General features: G+C 72.1%; 14 protein-coding genes. 4 read left to right on the top strand and 10 right to left on the bottom strand.

Annotated features, from left to right (window positions below; translation table 11 throughout):
- Nucleotides 1-17: 17 nt before the first annotated feature.
- From AB0K18_RS01265 to AB0K18_RS01255, 3 genes are read right to left on the bottom strand one after another with little or no spacing between them, the layout of a single operon-like run.
- The gene (locus tag AB0K18_RS01265) at nucleotides 18-1226 is read right to left on the bottom strand and encodes a cytochrome P450 (protein ID WP_364908140.1); all 1209 of its coding nucleotides are present in this window, start codon (nucleotides 1224-1226) and stop codon (nucleotides 18-20) included.
- Entirely contained in the window at nucleotides 1223-2179 is a 957-nt protein-coding gene (locus AB0K18_RS01260; protein WP_364908137.1) for a phosphotriesterase-related protein, read from the bottom strand. The genes AB0K18_RS01265 and AB0K18_RS01260 overlap by 4 nt, the downstream gene beginning before the upstream one ends.
- Nucleotides 2164-2931: a phytanoyl-CoA dioxygenase family protein gene (locus tag AB0K18_RS01255; RefSeq protein WP_364908134.1), complete on the bottom strand. Its 768-nt coding sequence runs from the start codon at nucleotides 2929-2931 to the stop codon at nucleotides 2164-2166. Before AB0K18_RS01255 ends, AB0K18_RS01260 begins: the two co-directional genes overlap by 16 nt.
- A gap of 58 nt (nucleotides 2932-2989) precedes the next feature.
- On the opposite strand from AB0K18_RS01255, the gene AB0K18_RS01250 reads away from it, so the two are divergent.
- Both AB0K18_RS01250 and AB0K18_RS01245 read left to right on the top strand, forming a co-directional pair.
- Nucleotides 2990-3901 (top strand): TIGR03621 family F420-dependent LLM class oxidoreductase, encoded by a 912-nt coding sequence (locus AB0K18_RS01250; RefSeq protein WP_364908132.1) that lies wholly within the window; start codon nucleotides 2990-2992, stop codon nucleotides 3899-3901.
- A 38-nt stretch (nucleotides 3902-3939) separates the two neighbouring features.
- The gene (locus AB0K18_RS01245; protein WP_364908130.1) at nucleotides 3940-4521 is read left to right on the top strand and encodes a histidine phosphatase family protein; all 582 of its coding nucleotides are present in this window, start codon (nucleotides 3940-3942) and stop codon (nucleotides 4519-4521) included.
- On the opposite strand, the gene AB0K18_RS01240 is transcribed toward AB0K18_RS01245, so the two are convergent.
- The 6 genes from AB0K18_RS01240 to AB0K18_RS01215 form a co-directional block, all read right to left on the bottom strand.
- Nucleotides 4518-4781, bottom strand: coding sequence for a sigma factor (locus AB0K18_RS01240; RefSeq protein ID WP_364908127.1), 264 nt, complete (start codon nucleotides 4779-4781; stop codon nucleotides 4518-4520). The genes AB0K18_RS01245 and AB0K18_RS01240 overlap by 4 nt on opposite strands.
- Entirely contained in the window at nucleotides 4781-5662 is an 882-nt protein-coding gene (locus AB0K18_RS01235; RefSeq protein WP_364908124.1) for a maleylpyruvate isomerase family mycothiol-dependent enzyme, read from the bottom strand. Before AB0K18_RS01235 ends, AB0K18_RS01240 begins: the two co-directional genes overlap by 1 nt.
- A gap of 20 nt (nucleotides 5663-5682) precedes the next feature.
- Nucleotides 5683-6441, bottom strand: coding sequence for a hypothetical protein (locus AB0K18_RS01230; protein WP_364908121.1), 759 nt, complete (start codon nucleotides 6439-6441; stop codon nucleotides 5683-5685).
- A gap of 44 nt (nucleotides 6442-6485) precedes the next feature.
- The gene (locus AB0K18_RS01225) at nucleotides 6486-6761 is read right to left on the bottom strand and encodes a hypothetical protein (RefSeq protein WP_364908118.1); all 276 of its coding nucleotides are present in this window, start codon (nucleotides 6759-6761) and stop codon (nucleotides 6486-6488) included.
- Between the two features lie 88 nt (nucleotides 6762-6849).
- Nucleotides 6850-7086 (bottom strand): DUF397 domain-containing protein, encoded by a 237-nt coding sequence (locus AB0K18_RS01220; protein ID WP_364908116.1) that lies wholly within the window; start codon nucleotides 7084-7086, stop codon nucleotides 6850-6852.
- Nucleotides 7087-7908: a helix-turn-helix transcriptional regulator gene (locus AB0K18_RS01215; protein WP_364383510.1), complete on the bottom strand. Its 822-nt coding sequence runs from the start codon at nucleotides 7906-7908 to the stop codon at nucleotides 7087-7089.
- A gap of 229 nt (nucleotides 7909-8137) precedes the next feature.
- Here AB0K18_RS01215 and AB0K18_RS01210 point away from each other — a divergent pair, with 229 nt between their 5' ends.
- Together AB0K18_RS01210 and AB0K18_RS01205 are read left to right on the top strand one after the other, a co-directional pair.
- Complete coding sequence (locus AB0K18_RS01210) at nucleotides 8138-8632, top strand: ATP-binding protein (protein WP_364908114.1); 495 nt, start codon at nucleotides 8138-8140, stop codon at nucleotides 8630-8632.
- A 78-nt stretch (nucleotides 8633-8710) separates the two neighbouring features.
- Nucleotides 8711-11125, top strand: coding sequence for a helicase-associated domain-containing protein (locus tag AB0K18_RS01205; RefSeq protein ID WP_364908113.1), 2415 nt, complete (start codon nucleotides 8711-8713; stop codon nucleotides 11123-11125).
- Nucleotides 11126-11131: 6 nt separating this feature from the next.
- Here the strand turns inward: AB0K18_RS01205 and AB0K18_RS01200 are convergent, their stop codons facing one another.
- Nucleotides 11132-12160 carry an ABC transporter substrate-binding protein gene (locus AB0K18_RS01200; protein ID WP_364908111.1) on the bottom strand — a complete coding sequence of 343 codons (1029 nt, stop codon included), beginning with the start codon at nucleotides 12158-12160 and terminating at the stop codon, nucleotides 11132-11134.
- Between the last annotated feature and the right edge of the window lie 46 nt (nucleotides 12161-12206).

Below are 12206 nucleotides of genomic sequence, written 5' to 3'. Positions count from 1 at the left end.
CACCATAGAGGAGAAGATCACCACTCCACGAGCAGGGCCGTCAGCCCGCGGCCCACGAGCGACCTGCGGTACGCGATCTCCTGCCCGGGAACCAGCCGCAGGCCGGGCAGGCGCCGCCCGAGCACCTCCAGCGCCGTGCGCAGCTGCAGCCGGCCCAGCGCCGCGCCCACGCAGAAGTGGATGCCGTAGCCGAACACGAGATGCTCGGCCGCGTTGGGCCGGTCGATCACGAACCGCTCCGGCTCGGGAAAGACGCTCTCGTCGTGTCCCGCCGAGTCGGTGGACAGCAGCACGAGCGAGCCCGCCGGGATCGTCACGCCGTGCAGGACGACGTCCTCCGCCGCGTACCTGAACGACCCCAGCGACGCCCCGTCGATGCGCATGCACTCCTCCGACGCGCCCGCCAGCAGCGGCTCAGGCACCGGCCAGCGGCCCTCCCTGAGCAGCCGCAGCACGGTGTTGCCGAGCTGGTTCGGCACGGTGTCGTTGCCCCCGAGCAGGATCGTCGAGATCAGCTCGACCACCTCGCGGTGGGTCAGCTCGGCGCCGATGAGCGCGGTCATCAGGGACGTGAAGTCGTCGCGCGGGCGCGCGGCGCGCTCGGCCACCAGGCGGTCCACGTACGCGAGGTAGTCGAGGAAGCTCGCGGCCAGCTCAAGTTGCCGCTGCGGCGGCTGCGGCGACAGGAAGAGCTGGAACCAGTCCTTGACGTGCTCCTGCACGAACGCCTCGTCCTCCTCCGGCACGCCGATGAAGCGGGCGGTCAGCTTGACCGACGGCTCGTGCCCGATCTCGGTGACGAAGTCGGCCCGACCGCGCGGGGCGAGCCGGTCGAGCAGGTCCTCGTTCAGCCGCCGGAACTCCTGCTCCAGCGCGGCCACCGCGCGCGGCGTGAACGCCCGCGACACCGACCTGCGCAGGCGGGTGTGGTCGGGCGGGTCCACGTTGGCCACGAAGCTCGACAGGAACGAGCCGTGCTCGCCCAGCTTGTCGCGGGTCTCCTGGGTGAGGCTGCGGGAGATCGTCAGCGAGCCCTTGGAGGAGAAGCGGCGCGGGTCGCCGTACGCGGCGCGCACGTCGGCGTACCTGGTCAGCACGTACGCCCCCAGCCGCGCGCTGCGGAACACCGGCGCCTCCCTGCGCAGCCTGGCCAGGAACGGGTACGGGCCGGCCACGTGCCAGGCGGCGCTCACGTCGAAGTCGCCCAGGGTCGCGTGCTCGGTCATCCGAAGATCCTCCGGGGGTTGCCGACGAGCATCTGGTGGATCTGCTCCTCGGTGACGCCCCTGGCGCGCAGCGCGGGCAGCACGTCCTGGGAGATGTGGAGCAGGTGGTAGCGGGGGTGGCGGCGGCGTACGACGGCGGCGTCGAAGCGGTCGTTGAAGCAGTAGGAGTCGTGGCCGAGCACCATGCGGCCGGCGTGGCCGCGCTCGCACATCGCGGCCACGACCGCCACCCGGTCGTCGAACGGGCAGATCGTGTCGATCCCGAACCTGTCCATGCCGAGGTAGGACCCGTTCGCCACCAGTTCCTCCAGGTAGGCGAGGTCGGTGGAGTCGCCGGCGTGGCCGATGACCACCCGGCCGGGGTCCACGCCCAGCGAGGCGAGCAGCTTCTGCTGCTCCAGCCCGCCCTTGGAGGCGCTGTTCGAGTGGGTGGTGATGGGCGCCCCGGTGGCCAGGTGGGCCTCGGCGACCGCCCTGAACACCCGCCGGCAGCCGTCCGTCATGCCCTGCCGGTCGGAGGCGCACTTGAGCATGGCCGCCTTGACGCCGGTGCGGCCGATGCCCTCGGTGAGGTCGCGGACGAAGAACTCGGCCAGCCGGTCGGGCCCGCCGAACAGCGAGCCCGGCCCGCGGTTGCCGAAGTACGGCGGCAGCGCGTCATAGGTGTAGAGCCCGGTGGCGGCCACGATGGTGACCGAGGTCAGCTCGGCCACCCGCTGGACGGCGGGGACGTACCTGCCGAGTCCGACCACGGTCAGGTCGACGACGGTGTCGATGCCGGCCGCCTTGAGCGCGTCGAGCTTGGCGGCGGCCTCGCGGGCGCGCGTCTCCAGGTCCCAGCCCTCGGGGATGTCCGGCCAGTTCCACAGGATCTCAGGGCTGAGCCCGAAGACGTGCTCGTGCATGAGCGTCGCCCCGAGCTCGGCGACCGGGCCCGTCACGGTTTCAGGCACGGGAACCTCTCGTGCTCGAACGGCCGGTTGACCTGGAGGCCGAGCCCGTCGGTCTGGGCGTAGGGCAGGCCGGTGTAGAGGGCGTCGGCGTCGAAGTAGGTGACGGTGAAGGACAGGCGGGGGCGGTCGTGGCGGTTGGCGGGCGCGCCGTGCACGGTCAGCGCGTGGTGCACGGTCGCGTCGCCGGCCTTGAGGTCGAGCGGCGGCGACAGCTCCAGCTCCTTCAGCCAGGGGTGCTGGGTGAGCTGGTCGTCATCCGGGCGGGTGAAGCTGCGGCCGAGCAGCCCGTGGCGGTGCGACCCCGCGTAGAAGCGCAGCGCGCCCATGTCGGCGGGAACGTCGGCGAGGGCGAGCCAGACGGTGAGCATGGCCGAGCGGTCCATCGGCATCCAGGGGAAGTCCTGGTGGAACTCGGTGGCGCCGTGCTCGCCCGCCTCCTTGACGAGCAGGTTGGTGACCTGCACGCGGACGGCCCGCACGCCGTGCAGCAGCCGGACGGCGTTGCGTCCCATCCGGGGGTGCAGGGCGAGGGCGGCGAACGCCTCGTCGGTCGCGGCGACGTCCCTGGACTGCCCGAACGCCGCGTCCACCGGGCCGCGGTGCTCTCTGGACCGCTCGCGCAGGTGGCTCAGGGCTCGCTCGCGCAGTGCGGCGGCGGTGGCGGGGCCGATCAGCCGGCTCAGCCTGACCCAGCCGTGCGCGGCGAAGAAGCCCGCCTCGGCGGCGGTCGCCTCCCGTACCGGGATCTCCATGGACACAGTCTCGCACCAGAGCAAGCGCTTGGTAAGACCTCCGGTTAGACTCACGGCCATGCGGCGGTTCAGGTTCGGCGCGGTGGTCAGGCAGGCGGAGTCGGGGCGCGCGTGGGCGGAGAAGGCCAGGCGGCTGGAGGGCGCCGGGTTCGACGTGCTGCTGGTGCCGGACCACCTCACCGGCGACAGGTTCGCGCCCGTCGCGGCCCTGACGGCGGCCGCGTGCGCCACCGGGCGGCTGCGGGTCGGCACGCTGGTGTTCGCCAACGACTTCCGGCATCCCGCCGTGCTCGCCAAGGAGGCCGCCACGCTGGACGTGCTGTCGGGCGGGCGCCTTGAGGTGGGGATCGGCACCGGCTGGATGGCCGCCGACTACGCGGGCGCGGGGCTGCGGCTGGAGCCGCCCGGCGTACGGGTCGAGCGGCTGCGCGAGGCGCTGCACGTGCTCAAGGGGCTCTGGGGCGACGGCCCGTTCAGCTTCGACGGGCGGCACTACCGCGTCACCGGCCTCGACCAGCGCCCCAAGCCCGTGCAGCGGCCCCGCCCGCCGCTGGTGATCGGCGCGGGCGGCGCGAGGATGATCCGCCTGGCCGCCCGGGAGGCCGACGTCGTCAACCTCACGCTGCGGGTGCTGCCCGATGGGAGCGGCCCCGACGTACGCGACGGCGGCCGAGCCGCGCTAGAAGCCAGGCTGGCCGTCGTCAAGGAGGCGGCCGGTGACCGCTACCCCCGCCTGGAGCTGGGCACGAGCGTGATGGCGGTGGGCGAGCTCAAGGCCGACGAGTCGTGGAGCGCCGCGCGCACGGCACCGCTGGAGGGCACCCCGCAGCTCCTGCTCGGCACCCGGCACGACATCGCGGACCGGCTCCGCCACTGGCGGGACGAGCAGGACCTGTCCTACTTCGTACTGCACCACGAGCGCGATCTGCCCGCTTTCGAGCCCGTCGCCGAGGAACTGGCGGGCACCTGACGGCGGGCGGCCCGGGGCCGTGCCGGATGATGGGGACCATGAACGAGATGCTGCTGCTCCGGCACGGAGAGACCGAGTGGAGCAAGGCGGGCAGGCACACCGGCCGTACGGACCTGCCTTTGACGGAGCACGGCGAGGTGCAGGCCAGGGCGCTGGCGCCGCTGGTCAAGGAGCCTTTCCAGCTGGTGCTGGTGTCCCCCGCCCAGCGTGCGATACGCACGGCCGAGCTGGCCGGGCTGAGCGGGTACGAGGTGGACCCCGACCTGTGGGAGTGGGACTACGGCGGCTATGAGGGCATCACCACGCCGCAGATCCGCGAGACGCGGCCCGGCTGGTACCTGTGGCGTGACGGCGTGATCCCCGGCGACGCCGACCATCCCGGCGAGAGCGCCTCCGAGGTGGCGGTGCGTGCCGACCGGGTGATCGAGCGTGCCCGCGCGGTGGACGGGCGGGTGGCGCTGGTGGCGCACGGCCACTTTTTGCGCGTGCTGGCCGCCCGCTGGCTGGGACTCGCGCCCGAGGAGGGGCGGCTGCTCAAGCTCGACACCGGCACGTACTCGCGGCTCGGGTACGAGCACGCCGAGCCGGTGCTGCTGGCCTGGAACGCCCCTGTGAGCTAACCGACCTTCGCGCGCAGGGCCGACTCGTGCAGCGCCCTGCTCACCAGCCAGCCGCGTAACGGCCCGAGCGCCGGGTCGTACGACAGCGGCTGCTCCCAGAGGGCGACGAACACGCTCTGCGTCACCTTCTCCGCGTGCGCCGGGCTGCCGGTGACCTTGACCGCGACGCCGTACACGTACGGGCCGTGGCGGTCGTAGGCGTCGGCCAGCGCGTCGAGGTCGCCGGCGGTCAGGCGCGCGCACAGGTTGATGTCGCTCATCAGTCGCATCCCAGGGTCGCGGCGGCGGCGATCAGGTCACGGGCGAGCGCGGGGTCGCCCTCGGCGGCGTACGGGAAGGCGCCGGGCGGCCACCGGTTGCCCAGCAGCCGGCAGAAGCCGGCGGCGTCGGCCGAGATGAGCACGGCGACGTGGTCGGAGGCGGGCGAGAGCGGGATCGTCCAGGTGCCGCCGCCCGGCCCGGTGAGCACGATGGTGGCCGAGACGTCGCGGCGCGGCCCGCGCAGCGCGCGCGGCAGCAGCGCCAGCCCGAATTCGGCGACCATGTGCACGTGCTCGGGCTTCGGCGCCGCTCTGGCCCGGTCGGTGGCGGCCCTGATGTCGTCGGCGTGCGTCCAGGTCTCGAACGTGCGCTGGATCATGGCCTGGCGCAGCGGCGCGCGGGCCGGCCGCGCGCCCGCCAGCGCCACCTCCACGCCGAGCAGCACCTCGCTGCCCGCCGACACGCGCGACAGCAGCGAGCCCGCCTGCTCGCGCCAGCGCCGGTGCGCGGTCCGCGCGGGGGCTCCCGGGACGCCCATGAACCTGGCCACGGTCGCGTCGTTGGCCGTCAGGTGCTCGACCATGCCCCTGACCGTGCCGTGCTTGGGGACCGGCGCCTCCCACTGGGCCGGGCTCAGCTCGGCCAGCAGGTCGTCCATGAGCGCGACCTGCTCGGCGTACGGGACGGCGACGGTGGCCACGCCCATCGCGGCCGGGGTGCGGCGGCGGCGCGCCCCGGACAGCACGGCCTCGCGCAGCCTGGGCGGCGGTTCGGCGGCGGCCTCGGGATGATCGAGCAGCGCGATCGCCGCGGTGCAGTCGGGGCACGAGGCGACGTGGTCGTCGGGGCGCTGCCCGTCGAAGAGGTACGAGTCCGTCATGGCCACCTCCGCAGCCGACGCTAACCCGGCGGGTGCCCCGGAGCCAGGCGGCAGCCGGGGAACGGTGCGAGCAGCGTCTCACGCCAGGGGCCTTCGAGATAGTCGCGGGCGCGTTTTGCCCACGCGAGCAGCCGCGGGTCGGGCGGCGCCTCGTCGTCGAGGCCGAGCGCGGCGTCGCGGGCGCGCTGCGTGGCCAGGTGGTCGTCGAGGGAGACGGCCCAGAGGGTGACCGCCTCGGTGTCGCAGAACAGCACCTCGTACAGGCCGGCCAGGGTGTGGCCGTGCTCGGCGAGCAGCGGGGCGCGTTCGGTGCGTACGGCGTGCAGGTAGTCGAGGGCGGCGCCGGGGCGTACGCGGGCGCTCTCGAAGAGGTAGAGCTCGGCGGCGGGCGCCGCGGACAGCGGCGGGCAGCCCGGCACGGCGCCGAGCGGCCGGGAGAAGGCGGAGAAGCGCAGGTCGTCGATGTCGGACAGGAACAGCCGGGCGTCGACGCCCTGGTAGATCTCCATCATCTGCCGCCACCCGCCGTCCCAGCCGCCGTGGCAGTCCCACAGCGTGACGGCCTTGAACTGCGGGTGGCCGGTGATGCCGACCGCGTAGAAGGCGCCCACCAGGTCGATCTCACGGGACCTGATGGACATGCCGGAGGTGAGCGTGGGCGCGGTGCGGCTCTCGTCCTCGCGCTTGTAGCGGGTCAGCCAGGTGAGGTAGTCGAGCGGCCGCCTGGAGTTCATCGGCCGGAAGTCGACCTCCTCGATAAGGTGGATCGCGCGCCGCACGGCGCCTCCTCTACCAAGCGATTGCTTGGCTTAGAGGATAGCGATCAGACGAGTGCCTGGGAAGGCTGCGGGCCGCGCCCGGTGAGCCATTCGAGGACCTTGCGATGCCCGGAGGCGGCGTCCTCGAAATGCCCCCAGTGCCAGTAGCGCGGCTGGTCCCTGAGGCCGGTCACCCACGTGCGGTAGGAGACGCTGGCCGGGGTCGTCGTGGTGGCCCCGCCGGCCGCGGGCGCGACACCATAAGTGCGGATCACGACCTTGCCGCCGGGTGCGAACAGCACGTCGTCGGCGATCGGATACAGGGTCATCTGGTCGAGCATGACCCCGATCCTCGCCGGAGGAGGAGGCCGGGCGGTTACACCCCCGGCGCGCCGCCGTTAAGCGGACGCGCCGGGGGTTAACACGGTGTTACACCAGCAGGCCGTCGAACTCTCCGTCCTTCGCCCCGAGCACCAGAGCCCGGATCTCGTCACGGGTATAGATCAGGGCAGGCCCGTCGGGGAAGCGCGAGTTGCGCACCGCGATGCCCCCGTCCGGGAGCTCCGCGAGCTCGACGCAGTTGCCCTGCGAGTTGCTGTAGCGGCTCTTGCGCCAGGCGACCTCGGTCAGGTCGGCCGCAGGCATGCCGTTGTAGGTCTGGTTCATCTACATCTTTCTGAGAAGACCGCCGATGAGCTCGACGGTGCCTCCTGGCGTGGTGCTCTCCACGCACAACTGCTCCATGGCCGTGAGGTACGGGTCGACGTCCTCACGCTTGTCCAGGTACAGGGCACCCCAGAGCTGCTCGACGTAGACAACGTCCGACAGGTCGGACTCGGGAAACCGCAAGATGCTGAACGCGCCCCCTTCAGCGGCGTGCTTGCCGAACCTGAAGGGCATCACCTGGATGGTGATGTTGGGAAGGGCGGCGACTTCCAGCAGATGCTGGAGCTGCTCGGACATGACCTCCCGCCCGCCGATGGTCCGCTTGAGCGCCGCCTCGTCGATGACGGCCCACAGCTTGGGCCCGTCCTTCCGGGTGAAGCGCTCCTGGCGCTGCATGCGCATGTGCACGCGCCGCTCGATACTCTCGGGGGTCGCATCGGGGTTGCCCAGCTGATAAACAGAACGCGCATAAGCGGCCGTCTGCAGCAGACCGGGCACGAACTGCACCTCATAGGTGCGGATCACGCTCGCGGCCTCCTCCAGGCCGATGTACGTGGTGAACCACGTCGGCAGCACGGCCGAGTACTTGTGCCACCACCCGGGGGTGTTGGCCTCGCGCACCATCTCCAGCAGGGCACGGCGTTCGGCATCGTCGACGACGCCGTACAGGGTGAGCAGGTCTTCCACGTCACGTGTCTTGAAGCCGACGCGGCCGAGCTCCATGCGGCTGATCTTGGACTCGGACGCCCGGATGTGGAATCCGGCCTGTGCCCGGTCGAGCCCGCTGCGCTCACGGAGACGCCTGAGGCTCGCCCCCAGCATGATGCGCCGAACGGTCGAACCGGTCCCGGGCGGATCAATGGACACGTGCTTGCTCCTTGGTCGTTTCCTTGCCACAAGTGTGTCACTTCACGGCCGAAAGATCATGGCCGCGGACAAGATCCCCTTTCCCCCATATTGACCTTTTGAGGGAAACCGTAGCGCGTGCACGAGTTGTCTGCACGTGCATTCGCTCTTGCACCTGCACGAGAGTTTGTCGCAGAATGATCACGTGCAATCCACCACGGCGCACGACCAGTGGACCACGTTCGATTGGTGGCCCCCGATCGGCTGGTGGCCTGAGGCGGCTCGCGATCTCCTGGTCCCAGGCCCGTCGGCCAGCGCCACGTACGTGCTCCCGCCCGAGGCGTCCTCGGTCCACTCCGCCCGCAGCCTCACCGCCGGCACCCTGGCCGGCTGGGGCCTGAACGAGCCGGCCGAGAACATGGAACTGGTGGTCTCCGAGCTCGCCACCAACGCCCTGCGCCACGGCCTGTGCCTCGACGACCCGCGCAGGCAGCGCACGGTCCACATGTCACTCGTCCGCCGCGGTCCCCTCGTCACCTGCGCCTTCACCGATCCAGGCTCCACGGTGCCGGTGCTGCGATACCCTGGCCCCCTTGACACCGGCGGCCTCGGACTCCACATCGTCGAATCGCTCAGCCTCCGCTGGGGCTGGTCCGCACTCGCGCCCCACGGAAAGATCGTCTGGGCAGTCCTCTCCTGACCGGGGGTGATCTGCATTACCGTGGATGGTCATGGCTCACGGTGAGTCCCGCGCGCGACCCCATGAGAGTGCTGACAGATGGAAGATCACCTGCTCGGCTGGCTACGAACACTGGACGAGGACGGGCTTGGGCGCATCCTTGCGAACAGGCCCGACGCCATCGCCGCGCCCTGGCCCCGGCGCCTCGACACCCTCGCCCAGCGCCTGGGCAACGGTTTCGCCGTGATGGAGACCCTGCGCCGGCTGCCGCTGCCCTGCCTGCAGCTCGCCGAGGCCGCCCTGGCCATGACCCGCCCCACCCCCGACTCGCTGGCGCGCTTCCTCAACAGGGGCGCGGAAGACGTCACCCCCTGGCTCGAACACCTCTACGACCACGCCCTGGCCTGGCCGGGCGACGACGGCGTCATCCACTTCGCCGAGGGCGTCACCCGCTACTGGTCCGCCCCGCTCAGCCTGGGCGAGCCGCTTGAGCACTACCTCAACTCCTGGTCGATCAGCAACGACGCGCTCCACGCGCTCGCCCGCTCGCTCGGCCTGCCCGCCCAGGGCAACAAGCGCCGCGCGATCGCCCGCGTCATCGAGACGCTGAGCGACGCCGAGCGCCTGCGCACGATCATCGCCGGCGCCCCCACCGGCACCGTCCCGCTGCTCGACCGCTTCGCCTGGGACGGCCCCGCACTCGACGTCGACGGCGGCACGTTCGTCACCCCCGGCACGCCCGAGAAGTGGTGCGCCGACCACGGCCTGCTCTTCCGCCCGAGCTGGCACGTCGCCGAGATCCCCCGCGAGGTGGCGATCACGCTGCGCGGCCCCGGCTACCACCCGCCCTACCGGCCCGAAGCCCCCGAGATCGCCACCATCCCGGTCGATCCAGAAGAGGTCGACCACCTCATGACGCTGGCCGCGCCGCACGTCGTCGAGCGCTGCGCGGCGCTGCTCGACAACACCTCCAAGACGCCGCTGCCGCTGCTCAAGACCGGCGGCGTCGGCGTGCGCGAGGTCCGCAGGGTGGCCAAGGAGACCGGCTGCGACGAGGACGAGACCCGCCTGCTGCTGGAGATCTGCGCCGTGGCCAGGCTGCTGGCCTGGGACGAGCCGTCCGGCGGCATGATCCCCACCGAGCGCTTCGACCGCTGGCGGCTCGACGAGGGCTCGGCCCGGCTGCGGGTGCTGCTGGCCGCCTGGTGGCGCATGGAGCGGTCCTCCCTGCGCAAGATCGACGGCAAGTACGGCACCGTGCTCGGCGACGACCCCATCGGCGGCACGCTGGCCGAGATCCGCAGAGCCGTGCTGTCGGTGCTGGCCGGCCTGCCCGCCGGCACCGCGTTCGCCGACCGCGACAGCCTCATCGCGGGCGTCCACTGGCACGCGCCGCTGCTCGACGTGCGGCTGCTGCGCTCGTGCGCGCCCGCCGTGCTCGACGAGGCCCGCCTGCTCGGGCTGCTGGCCAACAACGCGCTGACCGACCTCGGCAGGGCGCTGGCCGGGCTCACCGCGCGGCCCGGCGACGAGAACGACGACGCCGTCCCCATGGTCGAGCACGACCCCATGCTGGCCGAGGCCGCCACCCGCGCGCTGGCCAGCGTCCGCAGGAGCGCGCTGTTCGGCCCCGACCTGACCGCCGTCGTCACCGGCCCGCCCTCGGCCGAGCTCGCGGCGCTGCTCGACCGCACCGCCGAGCGCGAGTCACGCGGCGCGGCCTCGGTGTGGCGCTTCACCACCGAGAGCGTACGCCGCGCCCTCGATCAGGGCTACGAGGCCGACACGCTGCTCGACGAGCTGGCCGCGGTCGGCACGATCCCGCAGCCGCTCGAATACCTGGTCCGCGACACGGCGCGGCGCCACGGCGAGGTGACGGTCACCACGGTCGGCTGCGTCATCCAGGCCACCGACACCGCGCTGCTCGCCGAGATCGCCGCGCACCGGCGCCTCGGCCGGCTAGGGCTGCGGCTGCTCGCGCCCACGGTGCTGGTGAGCAGGGCGCCCGCCGACCGCACGCTGTCGGCGCTGCGCGAGGTCGGCTACTCCCCCGTGCCGGTCTCCGACACCGGGGAGATCACCATCCACCGGGCGCGCCCGGAGGAGCCGGCGGGCGGCAAGCTCATCCTGCTGCCCGGCGGGCAGGTGGCCGAGCTGTCCGACTTCCCCGGCATCACCGAGACGCCCCCCTACATGCTGGCCGAGCCCGCGCCCGACCCGTACGAGCATGCCCGCAGGCTGCTCGCCGCCGGCCGGCCCGAGGACGACAGGAACGGCCGCACCTGGGCCATCATCGGCCGCATGGCCACCCGGCTGCCGACCGCGCAGCAGTCGCTGCTCGGGTTCGTGGTCGATCGCGGCGTGCGGGCCGGCATCACGCTCGCCGACGGGCTGACCGCCACGATCAGCCACGGCGAGCTCAAGGGCGGCGCGCTCGACGCCTGGTGCGAGGAGGCGGGCGACTACCTGGAGTTCCCGCTCGCCGAGATCGTCGAGGTGCGGGGGGCCTACTGATCCCCGCTACTTCAGCGGCTTCGCCTTCGCCAGGTCGGCCACCAGGCCCTCCAGGAAGTCGGCGTAGCCCTGGTAGCTGAAGGGCGCCTCGGCGTTCCACGGGTAGAGCTGGCCCGCCTCGACCGCGGAGAGCTTGGCGAAGGTGGGCTTCTTCATCATCTCCTCGGGCTTGAGCGCCTGCGTGCGGGTGTCGTAGAGGATCACGTCGGCGTCGTAGGTGTCGGCGTTCTCCCAGCTCAGCGTCTGGAAGAAGCCGCCGTCGTCCACCTTGTCCGGCTTGACGACGTCGAGGCCGGCGCTGGTCAGGTGCACGATGTCGGGGTACTCGGGCGGGTTGACGATCCAGAACGCGTCGGCGCCGCCCGACACCATGAGGACCTTGAGGTCCTTGAACTCGGCCAGCTTCGCGGTGGCCGCCTCCATCCGGGCCTTGGCCTCCGGCACGCCCGCCAGGTCGGCGCCGAGCGACTGGGCGAGCCGCTCGTACGTGCCGATGACCTCGGTCGCGCTCTTGCCGGTGAGCATGACGCCGACGGTCGGGGCGACCTGCTCGATGGTGTCCTTCGACTTCTCGGGCACGTACCAGAGGGTGCCCTTGACGTACATGCTGCTGACCAGGAGGTCGGGCTGCAGCGCGATGTACTGCTCGACGTTGAACTCGTCCCACACGTTGCCGAGGCCGGTGACCTTGGTGATGTCGACGTTGCCCACCTGCGGGTCCTTGCCGCCGTCGGCGAGCTTGTGGGGGCCGAAGACGCCGATCGGGCGCACGCCGAAGTCCCACAGCGCGGCAGCGGCGCCGACCTGCGCGACGATCCTCGTGGGGACCTTGGGCAGGTCGAGCTTCTTGTCACGGTCGTCGGTGAACGTCCAGCCCTGCGCGGACGGCGCGCCCGACCCGGCAGGCGACCCGGCGGGCGACCCGGCCGGTGCCGCCTCGCCTCCGCCGTCGCCGCACGCCGCCAGTGTCAGGGCCGCCGCGAGTCCCGCCGCGCCCGCGAGGAAGCCCCTGCGAGGCAGTACCGGTCCCGACATGTGCATCTCCTAAGGTTGCCTGGCCTTGCTTGCTTGCTGGACCATT

The sequence above is a fragment of the Nonomuraea sp. NPDC049421 genome (assembly GCF_040677005.1).
GTDB lineage: Bacteria > Actinomycetota > Actinomycetes > Streptosporangiales > Streptosporangiaceae > Nonomuraea > Nonomuraea salmonea.
The sequence above is the reverse complement of the archived record's forward strand: the minus strand, read 5'-3'. Positions and strand labels throughout refer to the sequence as shown.